The sequence below is a fragment of the Pseudomonas sp. JV414 genome, assembly GCF_032424305.1.
In the GTDB taxonomy this organism is placed as follows: Bacteria; Pseudomonadota; Gammaproteobacteria; order Pseudomonadales; family Pseudomonadaceae; genus Aquipseudomonas; species Aquipseudomonas lini.
In genome coordinates, this window is sequence record NZ_VYKC01000007.1 from 30,194 (window position 1) to 56,711 (window position 26,518).

Consider the following 26,518-nt stretch of genomic DNA (forward strand, 5'->3'; position numbering starts at 1 on the left):
CGGTGCGGCGATCCGACTTGCCCGCGATGGTGGTGTGTCAGGCGCCATCAATGTCGGATGTGATGACGCCATCGCGGGCAAGCCCGCTCCCACAGGGTTAGTGTTCAACGCAAAAGAACCGGGGTGTTCGGGGGTTGGGTTTTCTCGGCATTCGGCACGTCATTGCCAGCGCCGAGGCCTCCGCCCAAAGCAGTCACCAATTGCGCATGAGCACTCAAGCGTGCAGCCTGAACCTGCTGCTGCACTTGTTGCTGCTTGAACAACAAGGTCTGCGCATTGAGCACGTTGAGGTAATCGGTCAGCCCGCGCTGATACGCGATCATCGCGATGTCGTAGGTCTTCTGCGCCGTGGCCACCGACTCGGCGGCGAAGGCCTGTTGCTTGTCCATCGACTCGCGGCGGATCAGTTGGTCGGAGATGTTCTTCAGCGCGTTGACCAGCGTCTGGTTGTACCTGGCCACGGCTATGTCATAACCGGCCGCGGCTTCACCCAGCTCCGAGCGCAAGCGGCCGCCATCGAAGATCGGCAACGAAATCGCCGGGCCGACGCTGTAGTTGAGCTTCTTGCCGGTCAAAAACTCCAGCGCTCCACCGCCGGTGGCCATGTAGCCGAGGCTGCCGACCAGATCGACGTTGGGGTAGAAGCCGGCGTGGGCAACATCGATACCCCGAGCCTGCGCCGCCACTTGCCAGCGACTGGCGACCACGTCCGGGCGTTGGCCGAGCAGTTGCGCCGGCAAAGACGACGGTAACTTCAGCGCCGCGCCCAACGACAGCGTCGGCCGTTGCAACTGCGCGCCCTCCCCCGGCCCCTTACCGGCCAGCGCGGCGAGTTGGTTGCGGCTTAGAGCAATTTCCTCGTCCAGCGCATCGATTTGCCGATGGGTTTCCGGCAATGGGGTTTCGGCTTGGCTGACTTCGAAATGGGTGCCGATGCCGCCGTCCAGACGTCTCTGTGCCAGGTCGAGGATTTGCTGTTGCTGCTTCAACGTTGCCGCAACGATGTCCCGTTGCGCGTAATGCAAAGAGAGCTCGATGTAGGCGCGGACGATGTTGCTCTGCAATTCGAGCTGGGCCTGCCGTGCTTCGGCGGCGCTCATGTGGGCCATGTCCACGGCGCGTTCGCTGGCGTTGCTTTCGCGTCCCCAGAGGTCGAGGGCATAGCTGAAGCCCAGCGCGGCGTTGTTGTCCCAAGTGGTGGTGTTGGCCAACTCGCCGGGACCGTAGAACTGATCGGTGGGCCAGTTGTGTCGCTTGAGGGTGGATTGGCCATTGATCTGCAGCGACTCGGCGGACTCGGCAATGCCGGCCATGGACCGCGCCTGACGCACTCGCGCTGCGGCCATGGCCATGCTCGGGCTGCCTTGCAGGGCGAGATCGATCCAGTGGTTCAGTTGCGGGTCGCCGTAGGCTTGCCACCATTGGGCGGTCGGCCAGTGAGCGTCTTGCGCGGCGCTCCGAATGGCTTCATCGGTGGCCAGTGAATCAGCCTCCAGTGCCTTGCCCTGTGGGGCAATACCTGCGGTGCCGATGCAGCCGCTGATTGCCAGGGTTAAAGCCAAAACACTGAGCGTCTTGAGCGCTCTGTTGATGCGACGCGGCACTGCTGCAAATTCCTGAAATAGGGGGAGATCCCCTGTAGGAGCTGTCGAGTGAAACGAGGCTGCGATCTTTTGATACTGCCCTTTAAAAGCAAAGATCAAAAGATCGCAGCCTCGTTTCACTCGACAGCTCCTACAGAGGTGGGCGCAATTCTAGGGGTGGGCCTGGATGGCGATAAGCTGGGATTCCTGTGAATCTTTGTTACCGTTGAAGAGATAATCCCTTTGTAGGGGCACCGCCCCTGTAACTTCGTGTCACAATTTGCCATCGCATTCGAGAGCACCCCATGGACACTTTGCAAAACATGCGCGCCTTCAGTTACGTGGCCGAGGCCGGCAGCTTCACCGCCGCCGCCGTGCAACTCGACACCACCACGGCCAACGTCTCGCGCGCGGTCTCCAACCTGGAAGCCCACCTGCAAACCCGCCTGCTCAACCGCACCACCCGCCGCATCGCCCTGACCGAGGCCGGCAAGCGCTATCTATTGCGTTGCGAGCAGATCCTGGCCTACATCGAAGAAGCCGAAGCCGAAGCCAGCGACGCCCACGCGCGCCCGGCCGGGCAACTCAAGGTGCACACCATGACCGGCATCGGTCAGCACTTCGTGATCGACGCCATCGCCCGCTACCGCAAAACCCACCCGGACGTGACCTTCGACCTGACCATGGCCAACCGCGTGCCAGATCTGCTCGACGAGGGCTACGACGTGTCCATCGTGCTCGCCAGCGAACTGCCCGACTCAGGCTTCGTTTCCCAGCGTTTAGGCATCACCTACAGCATCGTTTGCGCATCGCCCGCCTATGTGAAAGCCAACGGCTGCGCGCACAAGCCCAGCGACCTGCTCAACCACGCCTGCCTGCGCCTGGTGAGCCCGGTCATCCCACTGGAAAAATGGACCTTCGACGGCCCTGAAGGCCAGGAAATGGTCACCATCAACAGCTCGCCGTTTTTGGTGAACTCCGCTGATGCGATGAAGACTGCAATCACCAGCGGCATGGGAGTTGGGGTGTTGCCGGTGTATGCGGCGATTGAAGGGCTGCGCAACGGCACGCTGGTGCGGGTGATGCCGAATTACCGCTCACAGGAATTGAATCTGTATGCGATTTATCCGTCGCGGCAGTATCTGGATGCGAAGATCAAGACGTGGGTCGAGTACTTGCGCGGGTCGTTGCCGGAGATATTGGCGGCGCATCAGGCTGAATTGGCGGCGTATGAATTGAGTGGGAGTTTGGGCGGGGTTGGGGTGGCGAATTGAGCTACAGACGGTCCTACAAATCGCCAATGTTCGGGGATGCTTCCCACGTGTTTTGACGGTTGGTGTGTGGGACGGGAGATGGGTAGGCTTTGGGGGTCGCTGACGCATCAGCGATCAGGTCTGGAAAACCTGACATCCTTTACACACGCCTCATGGCATACTGCGGCGCTTTTTTGTGCACGCAGTTCCTTGTTATGGCAGCTGTGCGCGGGAGACCTTCGGGTCTGCCGGTTTGGAAGGTGTCCGGTTTTTCCAGTCCGCGCGCAGTTGCCACCTTTTCGTCTGGAAAACGGAAGGTGGCGACCCTAATACACCTTCCATAGGAATAGCCCTCATGTTTAAGCCAACACCGAATCCGCCCCACACTCCCAGCCATCTGTTCATCGTCGCCCCCAACGCCAATACCGAAAACCTGTTGGCCTACGCCAGCGAATCCCTCGCCTCGGCCAGCGTCATGGCCAGTGACTTCGCCGGGTTTCTCGAAGGCACTCATCGCAACACCATGCTCGGCATCCAGCAGGTCATCATGCTGGCCGAACTGGCGGTGAACCGGGTGCTGGATAACGTCGACATACCTAAGCCTGCGCCACACAGCTGATCCCTTGTAGGAGCGAGGCTTGCCCGCGAAGACTTTCTAACATTCAACATCTATGTCACCTGACACACCGCTTTCGCGAGCAAGCTCAGCTCCTACAGTTTTGAATGGCGTACACCCGGCGGTCCGAGACTCGCAAAATGTCCGGGAAGAATGTTAGCGTGCTTGGCATTCTCCAAGCCCGACGAGCCGCCTCCAATGAAAAAAACCGTCCTCGCCTTCAGCCGCATCACCCCACCGATGATCGAACGTCTGCAACAAGACTTCGACGTGATCGTGCCGAACCCGAAAAACGGCGACATCAACGCCCAGTTCAATGAAGCCCTGCCCCACGTCCACGGTCTGATCGGCGTCGGCCGCAAACTCGGTCGCGCGCAACTGGAAAACGCCAGCAAACTGGAAGTGGTCTCCAGCGTCTCGGTCGGCTACGACAACTACGACCTCGCCTACTTCAACGAACGCGGGATCATGCTCACCAACACCCCCGACGTCCTCACTGAAAGCACCGCCGACCTGGCCTTCGCCTTGCTCATGAGCAGCGCCCGCCGCGTCGCCGAGCTAGACGCATGGACCAAGGCCGGCCAATGGCAAGCCACCGTCGGCGCGCCGTTGTTCGGCAGCGATGTGCATGGCAAAACCTTAGGGATTGTCGGCATGGGCAACATCGGCGCGGCCATCGCTCGTCGCGGTCGACTGGGCTTCAACATGCCGATTATCTACAGCGGCAACAGCCGCAAGACCGAGCTGGAGCAGGAGCTCGGTGCGCAGTTCCGCAGCCTCGACCAGTTGCTGGCTGAAGCCGATTTCGTCTGCCTGGTGGTGCCGCTCAGCGAAAAAACCAGGCACCTGATCAGCCACCGTGAACTGGCGCTGATGAAACCGAGCGCCATTCTGGTGAATATCGCCCGCGGCCCCGTAGTGGACGAACAGGCGTTGATCGAAGCGCTGCAAAACAACCGGATTCGCGGCGCAGGGCTGGACGTCTATGAGAAAGAACCGCTGGCCGAATCGCCATTGTTCCAACTGAAAAACGCCGTGACCTTGCCGCACATTGGCTCGGCCACGCACGAAACCCGTGAAGCCATGGCCAACCGTGCATTGGCCAACTTGCGTAGTGCTTTGTTGGGTGAGCGGCCGCAAGACCTGGTGAACCCACAAGTGTGGAAAGGCTGACTAATAAGGGCAGACGTTTCAAACGCCTGCCCGCTCACTACATACTTTGCAATTCAGTCCACCGTCGTAAAGCAGACACACACGATAGACTCTCCATTACTTACCCGCCCTTTACGGGACTTAGCCATGGAGAGCATAAATTTTGAACCCGCCAACAACCGATCAACTCATCAGGTACAGCAAAGTCATATTGATGGCTTATATCAGCTTCTTTGGCTTGCTGGTGATGTTCAGCAACTTTACCGACTATGCGACCAATTATGAGTATGTCGGCCACGTCCTGAGCATGGACACCACCCGAGAGAATTTAAACCTGAGTTACCGGGCGATTACCTCACCCATGCTCCATCATCGGATCTACTGGATCATCATTACCCTGGAAGTTATTTATACGGCTTTCTGCCTACTTGGCACGTTTCATCTTTATCGAAACATCCATGCTTCTCCCGAAGATTTTCACGAAGCAAAAAAGTTTGCGATCATCGGACTATTGGTTGCCATGTTTGTCTATTACGTCGGCCTCCAAGTCATTGGCGTGGAATGGTTCAACATGGATGAATCACAAACCTGGAATGCAAAAGACTGGGCCCGACACATTGTCGACTTTATATTACCGTTATTGATTTATGTGGCCGTCAGGATCGAGCGCTGAGCTGTTCAGCACTCGATCCACAGGGAACCTCACGCCAATTTGCCGTTTCCTTGCACCATCGACGCCTTGGGTTTACGGAACACCAGCGCATTCCCCAACATCACCAACACCAGCCCCACCAGTGCCGGTGCCGTCCATTGATAGCCTTCGACAAACGCCGACACGTTCAGCGCCACCACCGGAAAGAGTACGGTGCAATACGCCGCCCGCTCCGGCCCCATGCGCCCGACCAAGGTCAGGTAGGCGGTGAAACCGATCACCGATCCCGGAATCACCAGGTACAGCAACGACCCGATGTAGCGGGCATTCCATTCCATGTCGAACGGAATGCCTTTGACCAGGCACCACGCCGACAACATCGCCGCGCCGTAAGCCATGCCCCAGGCATTGGTGGTCAGGGGTTTCAGGCCGGCCTTCTGTTGCAGACTCGACAGCATGTTACCCGCCGAGAAACACAAGGTGCCGAGCAACGCCAGACCCAAACCGAGCAAGGTTTCGGGGCTGGCGGTATGACCGGCCAGCTCCGGCCAGAACAGCAGGCCCAATCCGAGCAAACCCAGTGCACCGCCCATCAATACATTGCGAGCGATTTTCTGACCGAAAAACACCCGTGCATTGAAGGCGTTCCACAGTGTGGCGGTGGAAAATACCACGGCGACCAGACCGCTGGGGATCCACTGGCTGGCGGTGAGGAAACACATGAAATTAATGCAGAACAGACACAGCCCCTGCGCCAGGCAAATCAGATGCCCGCGACGGTTCATCACTTGCAGGCGCCGGCTAAGCAGCAACATCACGAACAGCACCAGCGCTGCGAGGCCGAAGCGATAAACGATCGACACCGGAATCGCTACCACGCCCAGTTGCCATTTCAAGGCAATCCAGGTGGTGCCCCAGATCAGCACGGTCAGTAGGTACAACGAAAGGTTCATGGTGACGACTCCTGAATAGGCCTTCAGTGTCCGGCGCGAAACCCTTTTGCACTTGCATAAACTTGCGCTTTTGTCGGCCGGCGGGCTGGCAGGTCAACGTCTACGGAGTAGGATGCAAAGCGTTGGAGAGAACCGATCATGGCCGCACAAGTGTCACTCGAGACCCTACAAGTCTTTCAAGCGCTTAACCGCTCGCCCAATGCTCGCCTGGAGCACAGCGCCGAGCTCGGTGACGGCATGGCTGCAGCTTTGTGGAACAACCACCACGACGCCCAGGACTACGAAGCGCCGAGCCATCACACCCTGTCGTGCTACATCGCCGGCGGCACCGGCACCTTTCGCCGCGACCAGCCCGGTACCAAGGGCGGCCCGGACAAGCTGTGCATTCTGCCGGCCGACCATCAGTCAGGCTGGGTGATCAATGGCGATATTCGCCTGGCCCACCTGTATTTTAGCCCCGAACAATTTGCCCTTGGCTGCGTCACGCTGCTGGATCGCGAACCGCGGGAATTGCAGTTACGCGAGCGCACGTTCCTTGAAGACCCGCAGCAAGCCCGGCGCTTTCGACAGTTGATCGCCCTCAACTGGGATGAACCGGGTGAACGTCTGCTCACCAGCAGCCTGGCCCACGAAATGCTCAGCCATGCCCTGCTCAGCCAGGTCGGCGTGCGTGAGGGCTTGCGCCTCAAAGGTGGATTGGCGGCGCATCAACGACGGCAGTTGGTGGAATTCATCGACCATCAAATGGCCGAAGCGATCAGCCTCGGGCAATTGGCGGGGTTGTGTGCGCTGTCCGAATATCACTTTGCGCGGATGTTTCGTGTGAGCTTCGGCCTGCCGCCACATCAGTATGTGTTGGCTCGACGACTGAGCCGGGCGCGGGAGTTGTTGCGCGGAACGTCGCAGCCGTTGGGGGATATTGCGTTGGCCTGTGGTTTTGCCAGTGCGAGCCATTTCACCAACCGGTTTCGGCAGGCGTTGGGTGGAACGCCTGGGGAATATCGGCAGGCGTTTTTGCGGTAAAGCAAGATCAAAAGATCGTCCGAACGCGGCCCGAGCCTTCGGCGGCTCCTACGCCGGTCGCGTGCTCCTGTAGGAGCTACCGCAGGCTGCGATCTTTTTCCCAGCGATTGCCGGATCCAGGCCTCGCCCCTACAATGCGAACAATTCTTGTTCTCTAACGTATCAAAATACGTCCGGAGCGGTTCCGTTGTCGTCAGCCACTACCGTCGAAGTCCTTTATCACGCCCATCACAACTGGCTCACCGGTTGGTTGCGGCGCAAGCTCGGCTGCCCTGACAGCGCCGCGGATCTGGCCCAGGACACGTTCATTCGAGTGCTGACGGCACGGGAAACGCCCCAGATCATCGAGCCACGGGCGTTCCTCACCACCATCGCCAAGCGCGTGCTGTTCAATCATTATCGTCGTCAGGATCTGGAGCGCGCCTACCTCGATGCGCTGGCGCAGACGCCGCAAATCGTCGCGCCGTCGGAGGAAGATCGGGCGATCATCCTGCAAACGCTGATGGAACTCGACCAATTGCTCGACGGTTTGCCGCGCCTGGTCAAACGCGCCTTTTTACTGGCTCAGCTCGATGGTTTGACTTATCCACAGATCGCTATCGAATTGGGCATTTCCATTGCCACTGTCAAACGGCACCTGAACAAAGCGGCGATGCGCTGCTACTTCGCACTATGAATAGCCCTGCGGATTTTTCCTCTCAAGTTGCCGAACAGGCCGTGCATTGGTGGATGGAAATCCAGCAAGGGCCTTTGAACCCGCGCCAGGAAATTGCCTGGCAGCAATGGCTCGATGCTCACGGCGAACATCGACGGGCCTGGGAACATATTCAGCGGGTCAACCAACGCTTGCGCGGTGTGTCTTCACCGCTGGCCCATGCCGCCCTCAACGCACCGAAATCCGCCGGCCGTCGTCAGGCGTTGAAGCTGTTGCTGATTCTCGGCGCGGGTTCGGCGGTCACTTGGGGCATGCGTGAGCACAATCCGCTGACGCCGTTGCTGGCCGACTACCGCAGCCCGATCGGCCAGCGACGCAAAGTGTCGCTCGGCGATGGCAGCCAAGTGCAGCTCAATACCGCCAGTGCGGTCGATGTACGAGTCGAAGGTCAGCAGCGGCTGATCCGCTTGCTCGAAGGCGAGATGCTCCTGACCGCCGCCCAAGCGTTTCAAGTACAGACCACACAAGGCCTGTTGAAAACCCAAGGTGGGCGGCTGAACGTGCGACAGTTTTCCGATCACACTCACGTGGCGGTGTTTGAGGGCAGCGCCGAACTGACGCCCGATGGCGGGTCGCCACGGATGCTGCAAACCGCCCAGCAGTTGAGCTTCGGCGCACGCGGCATCGACACTCCCCTGCCGCTGGACGCCAACAGCGGCGCCTGGGCCGATGGCATGCTGGTGGCCGCTCATATGCGCCTGGGAGATTTTCTCGATGAACTCGGTCGCTATCGCCGGGGGCAGCTCAATTGCGCGGCGAATGTTGCCGATCTGCTGATCTCCGGGACTTATCCACTGGACGACAGCGAGCGGATTCTTGATCTGCTGGAAATCAGTTTGCCGGTGAAGGTGAGGCGTTTCACCCGGTATTGGGTGACCGTCGAGGCGAAGGTTTAACAGCAAGATCAAAAAAGGTGAGCCGTTTTTCAGATCTGGCGTGACAGAGAAGGAAAGCCCCCTTGATTCAACCTTCTCAGGATCGCCCTCCATGCAACCCACCCGTCTCACACCACTGGCTCGCACTTTGCGCCAACTCTTGCTGGGCGCCAGCCTGAGCTTCGGCGCTCTGCCTCTGGTGCATGCCGCTGATGCCAAGCCCTACCACATAGCACCGTCCTCGCTGGAGAACGCCCTCAACCAGTTTGGCCGTGAAGCCGGCGTGCTGATCTCCTTTGGCTCGCAAGTCACCAGCGGTGTGCAAAGTCGCGGCCTGGAAGGCAACTACACCCCTTCGCAGGGCTTGAACGCGTTGCTCGAAGGCACCGGCTTGCAAGCCCGCGCCGAGGGCAACAATGCCTTCAGCCTGCAACCGGCGGGTGATGCGGCGCTGGAGCTGGACACCTCTAAAGTGGTCGGCGACTGGCTCGGCGATGCGGCTCAAACCAACGTCTTCGAACACCCCGGCGCTCGCGATGTAATCCGCCGCGAAGAATTCGAACGCCAGGGCGCGACTCAGGCCAGGGACGTGCTCAACCGCATCCCGGGGGTCAATGCGCCGGACAACAACGGCACCGGCAGCCATGACATGGCACTGAACTTCGGCATTCGCGGGCTCAACCCTCGGCTGGCTTCACGCTCCACGGTATTGATGGACGGCATTCCGGTGCCCTTCGCACCTTATGGTCAGCCGCAGTTGTCGTTTGCGCCGATCAGCATGGGCAACATGGACGCGGTCGACGTGGTGCGCGGCGGCGGTGCGGTGCGCTACGGGCCGCAGAACGTCGGCGGTGTGGTCAACTTCGTGACCCGCGCCATTCCCGATGAGCCGACGGTCAAAGGCGGCTTCCAGACCGAAACGGGTCCCTCGTCCAGCCATGACGGTTTCAAAACCACCGGCAATTTACTGGCCGGCGGAACCGCCGATAACGGTCTGGGCGGCGCGATTCTGTACTCGGGAACCCGCGGTGGTGACTGGCGCGAACACAGCGACACCGAAATCGACGACCTGATCCTCAAGGGCAAATACCAGCTCGATGATGCCAACAGTTTCAACGCCATGGCCCAGTACTACGAAGGCAAAGCCGACATGCCCGGCGGCCTGAACGTCGCCGATTACGATGCTGACCCGTACCAGTCGACCCGCCCGAAAGACCAGTTCTGGGGCCGCCGCACGATGTTCAACTTCGGCTATCGCTATCAGGAAGATCGCCGCGAGTTCACCGCCAATACCTTCTTCACCAAAACCCTGCGCAGCGGTTATCTGGATCAGGGCACTTTCCTCTCGCTGTCGCCACGCGAGTATTGGGTACGCGGCCTGGAAACCCGTTTCGCCCAAGGCTTCGATCTCGGTCAGACCAGCCATGAAGTCGGCGTCGGCTATCGCTACATCAACGAGGCCGGCCACGAACTGCGTTACCGCACGCCAATCGCCAGCAACGAACTCCCGACCACCAACAGCCGCAACGACCGCGATACCCGGGGCGGCACCGAGGCCAATGCGTTCTTTGTCGATGACCGGATCGATATCGGCAAGTGGACGATTACGCCGGGCATCCGCTACGAAATGATCGAGTCGCAGCAGACCAACAACCTGACCAACGTGAAATACAAGGGCGACTACAACACCGCCCTGCCGGCGTTGAACGTGCTCTATCACCTGACCGACAGCTGGAACCTCTACGCCAACACCGAAGGCTCATTCGGCAGCGTGCAGTACAGCCAGATGCCTAATCGGGTGACCAGCGGCGAAGTCAAACCGGAGAAGGCGCGCACCTGGGAACTGGGTACCCGTTACGACAACGGCGCGTTGCGGGCAGAGATTGGTGCGTTCCTGATCAACTTCGACAACCAGTATGAAAGTAATCAAACCAACGACTCGGTGATCGCCCGAGGCGAAACACGTCATCAAGGCATCGAAACCAGCATCAATTACGCCCTCGACGACTTGAGCCCGGCGCTGGCCGGTTTCGATGTGTACGCGACTTACGCCTATGTGGACGCAACCATCCGCGAAGACGGGCCGAACAAGGGCAATCGCGTGCCTTTCTCCTCCAAGCACAAAGGCACGGTCGGCGTCGGTTATACCGAAGGCGCGTGGAAACTGAACCTGGATAGCAGCTATCAGAGTGATCAGTTCGCTGACAACGCCAACACCTCGGCCGAAAGCGCCGATGGCAGCACTGGCAAGATTCCGGGGTACATGTTGTTCAGCAGCCGCGCGGCGTATGACTTCGGGCCGAAGTTGTCGGACCTGAATGTGGCGGTGGGGGTGAAGAACATTTTCAACCACCAGTACTTCACCCGCTCGTTCGATGACAACAACAAGGGCAAGTATGTTGGGGAGCCAAGGACGGTTTATGTGCAGACGTCGGTAGCGTTCTGACCTCACCCATTGATCGGTCCCACGCTCTGCGTGGGAATGCAGCCCGGGACGCTCTGCGTCCCAGAATCGGACGCGGAGCGTCCATTGAGGCATTCCCACGCAGAGCGTGGGAACGATCAGTCAGAAATCATTAAATCCAGAAACAAGAACGGGCCTGCATAAGCAGGCCCGTTTTTTAGGTGGAGAGAACGTAGGAAGGTAAAAAGTGAATCAGGCCTCAGCCGTTTTGTGCAGCCTGTTCGTTCTCGAGAAACTCGTCTTCCAGCAGCGCATCGGCGGTAGGCCTTTCGAACGGCACTACAGCGGCACGTGGTTTGCCCCGCAGTTTGCCGAACAGATGTTCAAGCGCATGTTCGAGTTTTTCGGCCGCACCGTCGATCGCCAGTTCCAGGTTAGCGGCTTTATGAGTGACAGAAATCGGTTGATGGCCTTTTGGCCGCGCTTCCAGCTGGCAGCGCATATCGTGGGGACCGGGCTTGTCGCCGTTCTCGTCCCGCAGGTGGACCTCGACGCGGGTCAGGTCCTCTTCATAACGTTCGAGCGTGCTCTCAATGGTAGTACGTACCCACTCCTCCAGTCGGATGCTGCTTTGAATATGGTTATCGCTATTGACTTGGATTTGCATAGTTCATCCCTTATTTCAGCTAGCTCGCGAGAGGCCGGTCAGCTAGCCCTTGGGCGTCATCACCGTGACCTCTTGGTTACACAATCGGTGTGTACGCAGAACATTTCAACCCCTAAAAAAAGATAAATATTGATTCGCAAAAAAAGCCGGACAACGGGCAAAAGCGCTGTTAATGTCGGGAGTTGGGTCGCATCGCTCTTCAGTCACAATTGCTCACATCTGCTGCTCCGCCAGCGGGTGCAGACCACGAAATATCCCCGCCTCTTCCACCAACCAGTCATGTACCGCGCGTACGCCGGGATGGCTCAGCGCGCCCGGCGCATAGAGCAGCACGTAACGCTTGTGATTAGGCACCGCCAGGCCAAACGGCACGATCAACGTCCCGCGTTCCAGTTCATCGTTGAGCAGCGTTCGCCGCGCAATCGCCACGCCCATCCCGGCAATCGCCGCTTCGATGGTCAGGTGATTGCGATTGAAGGTGTGCCCACGCCGTACATCCGCGCCTTCGAAGCCGATAGCGTTGAGGTAAAACTCCCATTCCGCGTACTCGTAACTGCCGCGCCAGGCGGTGATGTCGTGCAGCAATGGAAAATGCACCAGGTCCGCCGGGCCGTGCAGTGGCGGCCTTGCGCGCAACAAGCTCGGAGCGCAGACCGGAAAGATCTGCTCATCCAACAAGGCTGTGGATAACAATCCTGGATAACTGCCGTCATTGAGGTCGATGGCCAAATCGAAGTCGCCCTCATGCAATGGCACGCTGCTGTCCTCAGCCACCAGTCGCAGCTGAATGTCCGGAAAGCGCTGTTGCAAACGCGGCAGGCGCGGGGTCAGCCATTTGCTCAGGAACGAAGGAATCGAGCGCAACCGCAAAATCCCGCTGATCATTCCCGCATCCAGTCGTCGCAATTCCGCATCGATGCTGCCGTAGGCTTCGTTGACGGTGATAGCCAATCGCTGGCCTTCGGCGCTCAATTCCACGCCCCGGGGGCGACGATGAAACAGGCGAAAACCTAGCCGCTCTTCCAGTTGGCGAATTTGCTGACTGACCGCCCCCGGCGTGATGTGCAGTTCTTCGGCGCAACGGGTGAAGGACAAGTGCCGCGCGGCACACGAAAACACGTGCAGCCAGACGTAGGTCTGGGCGTGCAATTGGCGACTCATTGTTTAGTCCTGCTAAAGGCTGTCTTAGGAAGTTTCGTTGGTCACGTAGGACCGAGGTTGGCAGTATCGCCGACATTGCGCTTGTCCTACAGAAATGGCGGCGATTTCTCTTCCATTGCTTGTATAGGCTTTAGCATGGCTATCAGTGTTTTCGATCTCTTCAAAGTCGGCATCGGTCCGTCCAGCTCCCATACCGTCGGCCCGATGCGCGCCGCCGCAACCTTCGCCCAAGCGCTGATTGACCAACATTTACTGGCCGACGTACGGCGGGTAGTAATCCGACTCTACGGCTCCCTTTCGGCCACTGGCGTCGGCCACGCAACCGACCGTGCCTGCATCATGGGCCTGATGGGCGAATGGCCAGACAGTATTGATCCGAACTCAATCGACAGCCGAATCCAAACCTTGCGTGAAACCGGCGAACTGAGTCTGGCCGGCAAATCGACCATTGCCTTCAACTGGCAGCGCGATCTCCTGCTGCTCGACGAGAGCCTGCCCTACCACCCCAACGCCATGTCCCTGACAGCCTTCGGCGAAACCGGCGAGCTGTTCGAGCAGACGTACTACTCGGTGGGCGGTGGTTTCATCATCGAAGCAGCCGAAGCCGTGTCTGGCATTGCGCCGGCCAGCGATGTGGTGCTGCCCTACGACTTCTCCAGTGCCGCCGAATTGCTCAAGCTCTGCAACCAGCACGGTCTGCGGGTTTCCGAGTTGATGATGGCCAACGAACGGGCTTGGCGCAGTGACGCCGAGATCCGCCAGGGGTTGCTGCATATCTGGTCGGTGATGCGTGAATGCGTCGAGCAAGGTTTGCGCCACGAAGGCATCCTGCCCGGCGGTCTGAATGTTCCGCGCCGCGCCGCGAAATTGCACCGCAGCCTGTTGGAAATCGGCAAACCGAATGTCATCAGCTCCACCTTGTCGGCCATGGAGTGGGTCAACCTGTTCGCCCTCGCCGTGAACGAAGAAAACGCGGCTGGCGGACGCATGGTGACCGCGCCTACAAACGGAGCGGCGGGGATCATTCCCGCCGTGCTGCACTACTACATGAAATTCAACCCGGACGCGTCGGACGATGACGTCGTGGCGTTCTTTTTGGGCGCTGCCGCTGTAGGCATTCTCTGCAAGAAAAACGCCTCGATCTCTGGCGCCGAAGTCGGCTGCCAGGGCGAAGTCGGTTCGGCGTGCGCCATGGCCGCCGCCGGCCTGGCCGACATACTCGGCGCCACTCCCGAGCAACTGGAAAACGCCGCCGAAATCGGCCTGGAACACAACCTCGGCCTGACCTGCGACCCCGTCGGCGGCCTGGTGCAGGTGCCGTGCATCGAGCGCAACGCAATCGCTGCCGTGAAGGCGATCAACGCCACGCAAATGGCCCTGCGCGGCGACGGCAAACACTTCATTTCCCTGGACCGGGTCATCCGCACCATGCGCGATACCGGCGCCGACATGCACGACAAATACAAAGAAACTTCACGGGGCGGCCTGGCTGTTAGCTGGGTGGAATGTTGAAGAACATTTCCTGACAGCCCGCAACACGTGAGCCCGAGCAAGAATAATAACGAGGCAAAAACGATGACCGATGTACGTACACCCGCTGCCGATAATCCCGCTGTAGACCTGACACGCAATAGCGAAATATCCCACAAAGGCTGGAGTAAACACGACACCACCTGGATGCTTGGCCTCTATGGCACGGCGATTGGCGCTGGCACGTTGTTCCTGCCAATCAACGCCGGTGTCGGTGGTTTCTGGCCGCTGCTGATACTGGCGGTGCTGGCGTTTCCGATGACCTTCTTCGCCCACCGTGGCCTGACGCGCTTCGTGTTGTCCGGCCGTTCCGGGGATATTACCGAAGTAGTGGAAGAACACTTCGGCATCGGCGCCGGCAAGCTGATCACGCTGCTGTATTTTTTCGCGATCTTCCCGATTCTGCTGGTGTACAGCGTGGCGCTGACCAACACCCTGAGCAGCCTCATGGAGCACCAGCTGCACATGACACCGCCACCTCGGGCGATCCTGTCGCTGGGTCTGATTCTCGGCTTGATGGCGATCGTCCGTTGCGGTCAGGGCGTCATCGTCAAATGCATGAGCGTACTGGTTTACCCGTTCGTTGCAGCGTTGCTGTTGCTCGGCGTCAGCCTGATCCCGAACTGGAACGGCGCGTTCTTTGCCACCGCCAGTGAAGGCATGCCGCTGCCGCTGTTCTTCAAGACCTTGTGGCTGGCGATTCCGGTGATGGTGTTCTCGTTCAACCATTCGCCGATCATCTCCGCCTTCGCCGTCGATCAGAAACAGCGTTACGGCGAGCAAGCCGAACGCAAAAGCAGCGGCATTCTCGCGATCGCTCACGTCATGATGGTCGTCACGGTGATGTTCTTCTGCTTCAGCTGCGTGCTGGCGTTGTCCCCGGCGGACTTGGCCGCTGCGAAGGCGCAGAACATTTCGATCCTGTCGTACCTGGCTAACCATTTCCAGACACCGGTCATCGCTTACGCCGCGCCGTTGATTGCGCTGGTGGCGATCACCAAATCCTTCCTCGGCCATTACATCGGCGCCAGCGAAGGTTTTCAGGGGCTGATCGTGAAAAGCCTGCGTGGCCGTGGTCGCGTCATGTCCGCCAGTTGGCTGAACCGCATCACTGCGCTGTTCATGATCCTCAGTTGCTGGGCCGTGGCGACCTTCAATCCGAGCATCCTGGGCATGATCGAAACCCTCGGCGGGCCGATCATCGCGTGCCTGTTGTTCCTGATGCCGATGTACGCCATCCACCGCGTGCCGGCCTTGCGCCAGTACTCGAATCAGGCCTCGAACGTGTTTGTGGTGTTGATCGGCTTGATTGCACTGTCTGCGATCATCTACTCGTTCATGCCCTGAAACGGGCAGGCAAAAAGAAGGCGGGCCAAAGTGCCCGCCGTTTTTTTGTCGTGTTCATTACCCCATCGTTTTCCCGGCATGCCCCTTGCTTTGTCTCCTGCGTTGCACGGATGAAAGTTACAGGAACATGGAAGGCCGATGGTCTGGTGTTGCGAACTAATCCCGATCATGGCTGGTCAACAACTGCACGTTCAATCAGGCGGTGACGCATCATGGACAACCCCTTTCAACTCATTACCGATGCCTTTGCACCGGATTATCAAGTCAACCTGAGCATTCAGGGGCTGGACGGCCGCATCATGCTGACCCTCTCCAAAAGTGGCCGCGTGGTGGCCAAACGGATGATCAGCGCCGAACAGCGCAATGACCCCAAGCGCCTCAAACGCCTGGTGCAAAGCATTCAATTCGGCATCGCCATCGAACAGGGCCACAGCGCCGTGGCCATCCTTGAAGCCATGACCGACGGCGACAATCGCAACCCGCCGCCGCCCTTGGTCAAATCCCGGCCCCGACCTTCAATGGGGCTTTAAATCTCGCCCTTCTCCACTTCGGGATGCTCACCGGAACCCGCACCGATCTTGCGTTGCGGGTGTTCGATCTTCACCGAAGGAAATTGCGACGAGGCGTAACGCACCACCAGAATCGCAAACGCCAGCAGCAGAATCCCGCCGCACAGGTAGATGATCCCCAAGTCCGGTGGATTGTGGTGCGAGACGTTGGAGATCAGCAGCCGCGTCAGTGCGGTGATCGCCACGTAGATCAGGAAGCGCACCGGCATGTGGTTGGTCTTGAAGTAAATCCCGACCATCGCCCCCAGTTCCAGGTAGATGAACAGCAGCAAGATGTCATCGATCTTGATATGCCCCTGTTCGAGCATTCCGAGGAACTCCATCACCGCCGCCCACGCGGTCACCGCACCGATGGCGAACAGCGCCAGGTAGTGGAAGGTCTCGACGAACAGGTTGCCCAGGGACTCGGCCAGTTGGTGCACGTTCTGCCGCAGGTTCTCGGCCCAGTTGATTTTCACTTTGAATGTTCCTTAGCTCGGTTCGAGCGGATGATGCGGGTTTGACGTGACGGTTGTTCTGCATGCAGAAAAAAGGCCAGATACTGTTGGGTGAGATGATGGCCGCGTGATATGAGACACGTTAGCGGTGGTTGGACGGACGCCATCGCGGGCAAGCCCGCTCCCACAGGGTCCGGCGGTGATCCTTGTGGGAGCGGGCTTGCCCGCGAATGGAGCGACTCGGTTCACCTGACAAACGCCGATTACGGTCTACATTAAAAAGCCACTACCCAAAGCGCAGGGATTCGCTTATCCTTTTCGCTGTATATAAATACAGTGGTCGAAACAGACAACTAATGTGAAGGCATGTGAGGTGGTGAATGGCCGTCGAAGTGGTATACCGCAGCAGCCGAGATCTGGAGCGCTTGTTCATGGATAAAGCCGAAGCTGACCGTCATGACAAAATGCTCGAACTGGCCGAATTGCTGGCTGAAGTGTTGCAAAAAGCCGTTCCGTCCCTGACCGAACAGCAAGTGGAAGAAGCCGGGATCTACATGGCGAAGAACCGTGATGTATTCGCCAAGGCATTCAAGAGCCAGCCGGACGCACTGTCCGAACTGCTGAATGCACCCGCCGAAGTCGCTGAGCCTGTTGAAGCAGCTGCACCTGTTGAAGTGACGGACGCTGAGCCGACCAAGCCAGCCAAAGCCGCCAAGACACCAAAGTAAGCAATGCCCGAATTGAATAGGCCCTGAGTCAAATGGCTCAGGGCCTTTTTCATGCCTGCGGGAAACCTGGATCTAGGGTTGTTCCAGCGCCTCGACCAACGCTTTGAAGAACCGCGCCGCCTCGCCGCCGGTGACCACCCGATGATCGAAGGTCAGGGACAACGGCAGGATCGGATGCACCACCACCGCTCCTTCGACCGCCACCGGTTCATCACGGATTGCCCCGGCGGCGAGGATCGCCACTTGCGGCGGCACCACCACCGGGTTGGCATAACGGCCGAACAAGGTGCCGAAGTTCGACAGGGTCAGGGTGGCGCCCATCATTTCCTGGGGCGGGATCGAGCGCGCCTGCACGTCGGCGCGCAGACGCATCACACCTTCTTTCAAATCCGCCGCCGTGCGTTGACCGACATCGCGCAGCACCGGCACGAACAAGCCGTCCGGCGTATCCACGGCAATGCCCAGATCGAGCCGTTCGTGTTGCTTGAGCGCCAGGGTTTTGCCATCGAAGGCGCTGTTGAGCACCGGCTCTACGGCGCAGGCGGCCGCCATCGCCTTGGCCAGACGAATCAGCGGTTCTCGTGCCTGCCCCCAGCGATGCAGATCGGCATCACCAAAAATTGTTACCGGGACAACTTCGGCATGGGACCTGGCCATGTTCAGTGCCATGCTGCGTCGCACACCACGCAGCTTCTCGCCGCCGAAGCGTTCGCGCTCTGTCTGGGCCGAGTTTTCTACGTCGCTGCGGGTGATCTGGCCGTCTTGACCGGAGCCGACCAAGGCGCTCAGTTCAACACCGAGTTGCCGAGCCAGTTGACGCACCGCCGGCGTGGCACGGTTCGCCAGATGCTCACGAGTCGAAGGCGCAGCGCCGATGAAAAATGCATCCTCCTGATTCGTACCGCCGCCCTCAAGCCGGCCCACCACGGTGCCCGCATCCGCTTCGCCTTCGTAACCGAGCAGAGGTTCGCCAACGTGAAGGATGTCGCCCTCGCCACCAAAGGTTTTCGCCACCACGCCGTCGTAGGGCGCGGGAATGTCCACCAGCGCCTTGGCGGTTTCCACCGACACCAGCAGTTGGTCGGCCTTGACGGTATCGCCGACCTTGACGTGCCAGCGAACGATTTCCGCTTCCTGCAAGCCTTCGCCCAGATCCGGCAGTTTGAAATATTTCATCGCAACCTCCTCTGTCAGGCGTGGTGCAGCACGATGTCGCAGGCATGAAGGATGTCTTCGACGCCGGGCATATACAGCGACTCCAGTCGATACAGCGGCGGCGGAATGTCTGGCGCGGTGACTCGCTGGATCGGTGCGTGCAATTCCAGAAATACCCGTTCGTAGAGGCTGGCGGCGATTTCCGCGCCGACCCCGCAGGAGCGTGGCGCTTCATGCACGATCACGCAGCGACCGGTCTTGCGCACCGAGGCTTCCATCGTGTCGAGGTCCAGCGGTTTGATACTGGCGACATCGATCACTTCCGCCGAGATGCCCTGCTCGGCCAGTTGCGTGGCGGCTTGCAGGGTTTCCATCACGCTGGCGCCCCAACTGATCAAGGTAAGGTCGCTGCCTTCACGCAGGGTGAAACAGCTGTCAAGCGGCAGGCGCTTGCCGTCATCCAGCAGCGGTTGCGGGTTCATTCGATAGAGTCGGGTCGGTTCGAGAAATATCACTGGATCCGGGTCGTCGATGGCCGCGAGCAACAAGCCATAGGTCCGGGCCGGCGAGGACGGGATCACCACCCGCAGCCCCGGAATATGCGCGAACAGGGCTTCAGTGCTTTCGCTGTGGTGCTCCGGCGCGCGAATCCCGGCGCCCATGGGCGTTCGCATCACCATCGGGCAGGTGATCCGCCCGCGCGTGCGGTTACGCATGCGGCTGGCGTGAGACACCAGGTGCTCCATGGTGGCGTAGATGAAACCCATGAACTGGATTTCCACCACCGGTTTCAGGCCTTGGGCCGCCATGCCCACCACCAGCCCGCCGAGCATGGTTTCGGCCAGCGGCGAGTCGATCACCCGCTTGAAGCCAAAGCTGTCGCGCAACCCCAGCGTGGCGCGGAACACGCCACCGTTCACCCCGACGTCTTCACCGAGGACGATGACGTTTTCGTCTTCGCTCATGGCCCGATGCAACGCCAGATTCACCGCTTCCAGCAGCGTCACCTTACCGTTACTCATGACCCGAACCTCCCGTCCGGCGCGCCACCCGTTCGAGAAACTCTTCGCGCTGTTCGGCCAGGGCTTGTGGCCACTGCGCGTAGACATGATCGATCACCGACTCCGGTGGCTGCAGGCCCGCCGCTTCGAAGTTATCCACAGCCCCCAGCACCAAACCTTGGCATTCGCTGATCAGTGCCTGTTCGCGGCCTTCGTCCCACACGCCCTGCCCGGCCATGAAGCGTTGCAGGCGTTTGATCGGTTCTTCGAGCCAGGCCTGCTTGACCTCGTCCGCCGACCGGTAGCGCGTGGCATCGTCGGCAGTGGTGTGATCGCCGAGGCGATAGCTCAGGCATTCGAGTAACACCGGACCTTTCCCGTGGCGTGCCCGTTCGAGGGCTACTTGTATGCGGTCGTAAACGGCGAGCATGTCATTGCCGTCGACTTGCTCGCCGTGAAACCCGGCGCCAATGGCTTTCTGCGCCAAGGTTGGGGCGCCGCACTGAATGCGTCGCGGCACCGAGATCGCCCATTGGTTGTTGTTGATCACAAACACCACCGGCAACTGCCAGGCGCCAGCAACGTTGAGGGCTTCGAGGAAATCACCTTTGCTGGTTCCGCCGTCGCCGCAAGTAGTGACGGCGACCCGATGCTCGCCACGGATTTTGAAGGCGCTGGCGACGCCGCAGGCATGCAGGGCCTGGGTGGCAATCGGCACGCAGATCGGAAAATCCTCGGCCACCGCCGGGTCGGCAAAGTCGCTGCCACGCTCATCGCCGCCCCAGTACAAAAGGATTTCTTCCATGCGCACACCACGCATCAATTGCACGGCGGTGTCGCGGTAATACGGGATCAGTACGTCTTCGGTGTGCATCAGGCTGCCGACCGCGACGCCAATGGCTTCCTGGCCCAAGGTCGGCGCATAAGTGCCGATGCGCCCGGTGCGTTGCAGGGCGACAGCTTTCTGATCGAAAAGGCGGGTCAGGACCATCTGCCGATACAGACGAGTCAGCAGATTGAAGTCGTCGGCCCAGGAGGGAAGATTGCCGAGCGGCTGACCATCAGGGGATAAAAAACGGGTGTACGGCAGCTCAACCTTGTGAGGCATCACAGGGCTCCTGGCACGCGTGAGTCGGCGTGCATTTGTCAGGCCCGACGCTTGTGACGCAGGGCTTGAGGAGCAAGTCGGCTGGATAGGCCCTCACTCCTTCATCGGTTCAAACTTTTCATCAGTACAACATCACCGGTACAGCACTTTCTCCGCCAACTCATCCGCCACCCGGGCCGGAGAACGCTTTTCCGCTTGGGCATGAGCGAAGACTTCGGTCAGCCGAGAACTGATTTTCGACAGGTGCGCGGTGATGGTCGTCAGCTCCTCCCCGCGGTGTTTGAGCGACACGTAGATCAGCCCGCCAGCATTGATCACGTAATCGGGCGCATACAAAATGCCCCGGCGCTCTAGCTGATCGGCGATTTCCAGATGGATCAGTTGGTTGTTTGCCGAACCGGCGACCGCCGCGCAGCGCAGTTGCGCCACACTGTTGCTGTTAAGCACACCGCCCAGGCCGCAGGGCGCGAGTATGTCGCACGGTGTGCTGAGCAGCGCGTCGTTGGCGATTGGATGAGCGCCCAATTGCTCCATGGCCAACTGCACTTTACCGTGATCAATATCGCTGACCAGCAACTCGGCACCGGCCGCGTGTAGCTGTTCGGCCAAGGCATAACCGACGTTGCCCAGGCCTTGAATGGCGATGCGCAAGCCTTCGAGATTATCGCTGCCCAAGCGGGCCATGGCGGTGCTGCGAATGCCGGCAAATACGCCCATGGCGGCGTGCGGTGCCGGGTCGCCCGCAGCGGTGGTGCTGGTGACGAATTGTGTTTGTTGGGCGATGCAATCCATGTCCGCCACCGAGGTGCCGGCGTCGATGGCGGTGATGTAACGACCGTCGAGTTCGTTGATGCAGCGCCCGAAGGCTTCAAATAGCGCGGCGCGGTTTTCCACATGGGCCGGGCGAAGAATCACCGCAACGCCACCGCCCTGAGCCAGGCCGGCCAGGGCCGCCTTGTAACTCATGCCTTGGGCAAGGCGCACGGCATCCTCGATCGCGGATTCATCGCTGGGGTAAGCAAGGTAACGACACCCGCCCAGGGCAGGCCCCAGACGGCTGTTGTGGATGGCAATCACCGCCTTCAACCCGGTGACCGGATCGACGCTCAGGTGCAGCGATTCAAGGCGAGTGCTTTGCATGAGAGCGAACATCGTAGGGCTCCCGAATCACTTCTTGTAGTCGCCAGTATAGGCTTGCGCACAAAAATTGCAGAAGCGCACCGGAATAAGCGGCGGCGCTTTGAACGCTTTCGGACATAACCTGTTACTACCTATGTGCAGTACTGGACGAAAGCGTGTGACGGGTCTAAAACGAGGCATTGCCCGGAGATTTTGATGACCCCGCGCCAACGTTTTTTCGATTGTCTGCAACGATCACCGCCCGCGCTGTTCGAGGCGGCGCTGTGGATGGCTGTCGAACACGATAAAGAGCTGGATCCCGAGACAGTGCTGGCGGACTTCAAGGACCTGCAACAGCGGGTCAGCTATGGGTTGCCGATGCTGCCGGTGAGTGAATTGGCCCAACCGTTGTTGCGGCGAATGAATGACCTGGGGTTCGCCCAGGACGACTCCACGCCCTTGCGCCCGCAAGTGGCGTTACTCAATAAAGTGCTGGAACGTCGGCGGGGCCAGCCGCTGGTGCTGGGCCTGATTGCGCTGGAACTGGCCAGAAGGCTGGAGATTCCCATGGTCGGGGTCAACTTTCCCGGGCATTTCCTGCTGCGGGTGCAAGGCGCCGATCACCTGCTCGACCCGTGCGGCGGGCGACGGCTGTACCCCAATGATTGCCGCGAACTGCTGCAACGCCAATACGGCCCGAACATGAAGCTGGGCGCCGAGCATTTACTGACTGCCGAGCCGGTGCAGATGCTGCAACGGCTGTCGCGCAACCTGCGCCAGTTGTACCTCACGAATGACGACTACATCGATGCCCTGATCGACGCCGAGCGCGTGCTTGAACTGGGCAACGCCAGCGCCTCCGACTATCTGGCCCGGGCCAGCCTGTATCAACGCCTGGACTGCCCGAATGCCGAGCGCTTTGACCTTGAGCATGCGCTGCTGCTCAGTGACGATCCGATCCAACGGATTCGCCTGACTGAACGACTCGGGCACCTACCGCCCAATTCGGTCGTGCATTAAAAGCAAAAGATCGCAGCCTTCGGCAGCTCCTCATTGGGATGGCGTACATCCTGAGCTGCCGAAGGCTGCGATCTTTTGATCTTGTTTATGACAACCTTGTTATGGGGTATCGGGCTGATTCGCCGGATGGGCCAGGAAGAAGGCTGGGTGTGTCGCTGCCAACGCCGCCACTCGACGAATTCGCGGGTAGGCTTCCAATGAAATATTGAAGCGCTCGGCTGCATACAACTGCGGGATCAAATAGACGTCCGCCAGCCCCGGTTGATCGCCAAAGCAATAACCGGTGTCACCGATCAATTGCTCCACCGTCGCCAACCCTTGGCTGATCCAGTGACCGATCCACTCCACCACCTGCGGCTCATCGTGCCCCAACTGCCGAAGCTTGTTGAGCACGCTGACGTTGTGCAGCGGATGCACATCACACCCGATCACCGCCGCCACGCCACGCTCATGAGCGCGGACGGCCAAGTCTTTGGACAGCAATGGCACCTGTGGATAACGTTCCTCCAGGTACTCGATGATCGCCGGTGACTGGATCAGCAACTCGCCTTCGTCGGTGCGCAAGGCTGGCACCCGGCCTTGCGGATTGATGCCCAGATACGTCGGCTGCCGATGTTCGCCACCTTGCGGCGCGATCAGGTTGATTGGCAGCGCCTGGTAATCCAGCCCCTTCAACGCCAGCGCGATACGCACCCGGTAAGACGAGGTCGAACGGTAGTAGGTATAGAGTTCCATGACCCGATCCTCTTAACGCGCCGGCAGCACTTTGCCGCGGCATTCGCCGAAACCGATGGAAGCAAAACCCTCGCGGCTGCAACGCGCGCGCAGAATGATTTCGTCGCCGTCCTCAAGGAATTTACGCACCTCGCCCGACGCCAGTTGAATCGGTTTTTTACCGCCCTCGGTGATTTCCAGCAGGCTGCCGAACTGACCGTTTTCAGGACCGGACAGCGTGCCCGAACCGAACAGATCACCGGCCTGCAACTGGCAGCCGTTGACGCTGTGGTGCGCAACCAGTTGTGCAACGGTCCAGTACATGTGTTGGGTGTTGCTGAGGGTCAGGCGACGGGCTGGCAGATTTTGCTCGCGCATCGATTCGGTCAGCAGCAGCACTTCGAGTTCAATGTCGAAGGCACCGGCAGCCTGATCACGTTTGTCGAACAGGTACGGCAACGGCTGCGGATCGCCTTCCGGGCGCGCAGGCTGGGCACGGCGGAACGGCTCCAGCGCTTCGGCCGTCACCACCCACGGCGAAATGCTGGTGATGAAACTCTTGGAGAGGAATGGACCCAGCGGCTGGTATTCCCAGGCCTGGATGTCCCGCGCCGACCAGTCGTTGAGCAGGCAGAAACCGGCGATGTGATCGGCGGCATCACCGATGGCGATGGAGTCGCCCATCGCGTTGCCCTGGCCGATCCAGATGCCCAGTTCCAGTTCGTAGTCCAGACGTGCGCACGGGCCAAACGTCGGCTCGCTCTGGCCGGCCGGCAGGGTCTGGCCTTTCGGACGACGCACGTCAGTGCCAGACGGGCGAATGGTCGATGCACGACCGTGGTAACCAATCGGCACGTACTTGTAGTTCGGCAGCAACGGGTTGTCCGGGCGGAACAGTTTGCCGACATTCTGCGCGTGCTCGATGCCGACGTAGAAGTCGGTGTAGTCGTTGATCCTCGCTGGCAGGTGCATTTCGCAATCCGCCGCCAGCGGCAGCAGCTTCGCGCCTTGAGCCTCGATCTTGCCGTGCAGGGTGCTGCCTTCGGCAAACAGTTCCAGCAGACGTTCGCGCAAAGAGACACGAGCCTCGCGGCCCAATTCGAAGAACGCATTCAACTGGCCGCCACGGGTGGCTTCGACTGCTTTCTTCGCAATGCCATCGAACAGGCCGGCATCCAGTGCCGCTTCCAGATCAAAGATATGGTCGCCGATCGCCACGCCACTGCGCGGCGCGGAGCCCTTCACGCTGAACACGCCTAACGGCAGGTTTTGCAGCGGAAAATCCGCGTGGCCGTTGGCGGAGGCAACCCAGCTACGAGTGATGGAAGTCTGAGTCATGGGTTATCTCCGGGTCGGGTCGAAAGTGGCGGGCAACGTAGCCCAGCAAGCGTCGTAATTGTTTTGCAGTTGCGGGCAATCCAGGGCGAATCGGCTCGGGCGCAACACTTGGCTGGTCTCGAACATGAAGGCCATGGTGTTATCGATTTTAGCCGGCGCCAATTCAGCGTTGATCGCCTTGGTGCAGGTCTCGCCGTCGGGGCCGTGGGCGCTCATGCAGCTGTGCAACGACGCACCGCCAGGCACGAAACCTTCGGCCTTGGCATCGTATTCGCCCTGGATCAGGCCCATGAATTCGTTCATCAGGTTGCGGTGGAACCACGGTGGACGGAACGTCTTCTCGGCCACCATCCAGCGTGGCGGGAAGATCACGAAGTCGAGGTTGGCCAAACCATGCACGCTGGTCGGCGAGGTCAGTACAGTGAAAATCGACGGATCCGGATGATCGAAACTGACCGTGCCGATGGTGTTGAAACGGCGCAGGTCATATTTGTACGGCACGTTGTTGCCGTGCCAGGCGACCACGTTCAGCGGCGAATGATCAAGCTCACAACCCCACAACTGGCCGAGGAATTTCTGTACCAGGGTGGTCGGTTGTTTGAGGTTTTCGAAATGGGCCACCGGCGTCAGGAAGTCGCGAGGGTTAGCCAGACCGTTGCTGCCGATCGGCCCCAGATCCGGTAGGCGCAGCGGGGCGCCATGGTTTTCCGCGATGTAGCCGCGGGCTTGCGGGTCGAGCAGTTCGACGCGGAATTTCAGCCCGCGAGGCAGAACGGCGATTTCCAGCGGTTCCAGCTCCAACACACCCAGTTCGGTGGCGATGCGCAAACGGCCAAGTTCCGGCACCAGCAGCAGTTCGCCGTCGGCGTTGAAGAACACGCGTTCCATGGAACGGTTGGCGCGGTAGTTATAGATACTGATCCCGGACGGTTTTTCCGCGCCCGAGTTGGCGGCCATGCTCACCAGCCCGTCGATGAAATCGGTCGGTTCGGTCGGAATGTCCAACGGATTCCAGCGCAGGCGATTGGGGGTTACTTCACCCAATGGGCCGCCGGCCAATTGCCGATCCAATTTGACGAATGCCGGATGGTTGGCCGACGGCTGAATGCGGTACATCCAGGTCCGTCGTGCTTCGCTGCGAGCCATGGTAAAGGCCGTACCGGAGAACAGTTCGGAGTACAGGCCGTAAGGGGCTTTTTGCGGGGAGTTCTGGCCGACGGGCAGTGCGCCCGGCAACGCTTCGCTGCTGAATTCGTTGCCGAAGCCTGACTGGTAAGCCAGCGCTGGCGCCGTTGAATCGAGGTTCATGGAGCCTCCTGAACGGGGAGTAGGCAATGGCCTGTCACTCTGCTGAAGAGGTCTTGGCACGCCTGGGTTATTTTTATCGTAATTCGATTA

24 protein-coding genes and 1 pseudogene are annotated in these 26,518 nt (G+C 59.8%); 13 read left to right on the forward strand and 12 right to left on the reverse strand.

Annotated elements, in window-relative coordinates; genetic code table 11:
• Positions 1-104 precede the first annotated feature (104 nt).
• Positions 105-1,604, reverse strand: a complete 1,500-nt coding sequence (locus F6R97_RS09825) for an efflux transporter outer membrane subunit (protein WP_315866453.1) — start codon at positions 1,602-1,604, stop codon at positions 105-107.
• Between the two features lie 284 nt (positions 1,605-1,888).
• Between F6R97_RS09825 and F6R97_RS09830 the strand changes: the two genes are divergently transcribed.
• From F6R97_RS09830 to F6R97_RS09845, 4 genes are all read left to right on the forward strand, one after another.
• Positions 1,889-2,857, forward strand: coding sequence for a LysR family transcriptional regulator (locus F6R97_RS09830; protein ID WP_050681489.1), 969 nt, complete (start codon positions 1,889-1,891; stop codon positions 2,855-2,857).
• 334 nt (positions 2,858-3,191) lie between these two features.
• On the forward strand, positions 3,192-3,455 hold the full coding sequence (locus tag F6R97_RS09835; RefSeq protein ID WP_038979031.1) for a DUF6124 family protein: 264 nt from the start codon (positions 3,192-3,194) through the stop codon (positions 3,453-3,455).
• A 195-nt stretch (positions 3,456-3,650) separates the two neighbouring features.
• A complete protein-coding gene (locus tag F6R97_RS09840; protein WP_315866454.1) occupies positions 3,651-4,625 on the forward strand; it encodes a D-glycerate dehydrogenase in 975 nt (324 codons plus the stop codon).
• Positions 4,626-4,767: 142 nt separating this feature from the next.
• On the forward strand, positions 4,768-5,277 hold the full coding sequence (locus F6R97_RS09845) for a DUF2165 family protein (RefSeq protein ID WP_038979029.1): 510 nt from the start codon (positions 4,768-4,770) through the stop codon (positions 5,275-5,277).
• Between the two features lie 29 nt (positions 5,278-5,306).
• Here the strand turns inward: F6R97_RS09845 and F6R97_RS09850 are convergent, their stop codons facing one another.
• Entirely contained in the window at positions 5,307-6,209 is a 903-nt protein-coding gene (locus F6R97_RS09850) for a DMT family transporter (RefSeq protein WP_315866455.1), read from the reverse strand.
• Between the two features lie 138 nt (positions 6,210-6,347).
• On the opposite strand from F6R97_RS09850, the gene F6R97_RS09855 reads away from it, so the two are divergent.
• The 4 genes from F6R97_RS09855 to fecA all read left to right on the forward strand — a co-directional run bounded on the left by F6R97_RS09855 (position 6,348) and on the right by fecA (position 11,268).
• Entirely contained in the window at positions 6,348-7,232 is an 885-nt protein-coding gene (locus F6R97_RS09855; protein ID WP_038979027.1) for a helix-turn-helix transcriptional regulator, read from the forward strand.
• A gap of 187 nt (positions 7,233-7,419) precedes the next feature.
• Positions 7,420-7,908 carry a sigma-70 family RNA polymerase sigma factor gene (locus F6R97_RS09860; protein ID WP_038979026.1) on the forward strand — a complete coding sequence of 163 codons (489 nt, stop codon included), beginning with the start codon at positions 7,420-7,422 and terminating at the stop codon, positions 7,906-7,908.
• Positions 7,905-8,843 carry a FecR family protein gene (locus F6R97_RS09865; RefSeq protein ID WP_315866456.1) on the forward strand — a complete coding sequence of 313 codons (939 nt, stop codon included), beginning with the start codon at positions 7,905-7,907 and terminating at the stop codon, positions 8,841-8,843. The genes F6R97_RS09860 and F6R97_RS09865 overlap by 4 nt, the downstream gene beginning before the upstream one ends.
• A gap of 91 nt (positions 8,844-8,934) precedes the next feature.
• Entirely contained in the window at positions 8,935-11,268 is a 2,334-nt protein-coding gene (fecA, locus tag F6R97_RS09870; RefSeq protein WP_315866457.1) for a TonB-dependent Fe(3+) dicitrate receptor FecA, read from the forward strand.
• Positions 11,269-11,485: 217 nt separating this feature from the next.
• Here fecA and F6R97_RS09875 read toward each other — a convergent pair whose 3' ends face one another.
• Positions 11,486-11,893, reverse strand: coding sequence for an HPF/RaiA family ribosome-associated protein (locus F6R97_RS09875; RefSeq protein WP_008070486.1), 408 nt, complete (start codon positions 11,891-11,893; stop codon positions 11,486-11,488).
• 213 nt (positions 11,894-12,106) lie between these two features.
• Positions 12,107-13,054, reverse strand: coding sequence for a LysR substrate-binding domain-containing protein (locus tag F6R97_RS09880; RefSeq protein WP_038979023.1), 948 nt, complete (start codon positions 13,052-13,054; stop codon positions 12,107-12,109).
• 135 nt (positions 13,055-13,189) lie between these two features.
• On the opposite strand from F6R97_RS09880, the gene F6R97_RS09885 reads away from it, so the two are divergent.
• From F6R97_RS09885 to F6R97_RS09895, 3 genes are all read left to right on the forward strand, one after another.
• Positions 13,190-14,566 carry an L-serine ammonia-lyase gene (locus F6R97_RS09885; protein WP_315866458.1) on the forward strand — a complete coding sequence of 459 codons (1,377 nt, stop codon included), beginning with the start codon at positions 13,190-13,192 and terminating at the stop codon, positions 14,564-14,566.
• 63 nt (positions 14,567-14,629) lie between these two features.
• Entirely contained in the window at positions 14,630-15,931 is a 1,302-nt protein-coding gene (locus F6R97_RS09890) for a serine/threonine transporter (RefSeq protein ID WP_038979021.1), read from the forward strand.
• A gap of 212 nt (positions 15,932-16,143) precedes the next feature.
• Complete coding sequence (locus F6R97_RS09895) at positions 16,144-16,461, forward strand: DUF3509 domain-containing protein (RefSeq protein WP_038979020.1); 318 nt, start codon at positions 16,144-16,146, stop codon at positions 16,459-16,461.
• Here the strand turns inward: F6R97_RS09895 and F6R97_RS09900 are convergent.
• Positions 16,458-16,958 (reverse strand): phosphate-starvation-inducible protein PsiE, encoded by a 501-nt coding sequence (locus F6R97_RS09900; RefSeq protein WP_007903272.1) that lies wholly within the window; start codon positions 16,956-16,958, stop codon positions 16,458-16,460. The genes F6R97_RS09895 and F6R97_RS09900 overlap by 4 nt on opposite strands.
• 359 nt (positions 16,959-17,317) lie before the next feature.
• On the opposite strand from F6R97_RS09900, the pseudogene F6R97_RS09905 reads away from it, so the two are divergent.
• Positions 17,318-17,572: pseudogene (locus F6R97_RS09905) on the forward strand (YebG family protein); the annotation flags it as partial.
• Positions 17,573-17,737: 165 nt separating this feature from the next.
• Here F6R97_RS09905 and F6R97_RS09910 read toward each other — a convergent pair.
• From F6R97_RS09910 to F6R97_RS09925, 4 genes are all read right to left on the reverse strand, one after another.
• Positions 17,738-18,841 (reverse strand): dihydrolipoamide acetyltransferase family protein, encoded by a 1,104-nt coding sequence (locus F6R97_RS09910; protein WP_038979018.1) that lies wholly within the window; start codon positions 18,839-18,841, stop codon positions 17,738-17,740.
• Between the two features lie 14 nt (positions 18,842-18,855).
• Positions 18,856-19,842, reverse strand: a complete 987-nt coding sequence (locus tag F6R97_RS09915) for an alpha-ketoacid dehydrogenase subunit beta (RefSeq protein ID WP_315866459.1) — start codon at positions 19,840-19,842, stop codon at positions 18,856-18,858.
• Entirely contained in the window at positions 19,835-20,929 is a 1,095-nt protein-coding gene (pdhA, locus tag F6R97_RS09920) for a pyruvate dehydrogenase (acetyl-transferring) E1 component subunit alpha (protein WP_409999791.1), read from the reverse strand. Before pdhA ends, F6R97_RS09915 begins: the two co-directional genes overlap by 8 nt.
• A gap of 132 nt (positions 20,930-21,061) precedes the next feature.
• Positions 21,062-22,081: a Glu/Leu/Phe/Val dehydrogenase family protein gene (locus F6R97_RS09925; protein ID WP_038979015.1), complete on the reverse strand. Its 1,020-nt coding sequence runs from the start codon at positions 22,079-22,081 to the stop codon at positions 21,062-21,064.
• Between the two features lie 183 nt (positions 22,082-22,264).
• Here F6R97_RS09925 and F6R97_RS09930 point away from each other — a divergent pair, with 183 nt between their 5' ends.
• Positions 22,265-23,068, forward strand: a complete 804-nt coding sequence (locus F6R97_RS09930) for a SirB1 family protein (RefSeq protein ID WP_038979014.1) — start codon at positions 22,265-22,267, stop codon at positions 23,066-23,068.
• A 99-nt stretch (positions 23,069-23,167) separates the two neighbouring features.
• Here F6R97_RS09930 and maiA read toward each other — a convergent pair whose 3' ends face one another.
• From maiA to hmgA, 3 genes are read right to left on the reverse strand one after another with little or no spacing between them, the layout of a single operon-like run.
• On the reverse strand, positions 23,168-23,803 hold the full coding sequence (maiA, locus tag F6R97_RS09935; RefSeq protein WP_315866461.1) for a maleylacetoacetate isomerase: 636 nt from the start codon (positions 23,801-23,803) through the stop codon (positions 23,168-23,170).
• Between the two features lie 12 nt (positions 23,804-23,815).
• On the reverse strand, positions 23,816-25,120 hold the full coding sequence (gene fahA, locus F6R97_RS09940) for a fumarylacetoacetase (protein ID WP_315866462.1): 1,305 nt from the start codon (positions 25,118-25,120) through the stop codon (positions 23,816-23,818).
• Positions 25,121-25,123: 3 nt separating this feature from the next.
• On the reverse strand, positions 25,124-26,428 hold the full coding sequence (gene hmgA, locus F6R97_RS09945; protein ID WP_315866463.1) for a homogentisate 1,2-dioxygenase: 1,305 nt from the start codon (positions 26,426-26,428) through the stop codon (positions 25,124-25,126).
• Positions 26,429-26,518 lie beyond the last annotated feature (90 nt).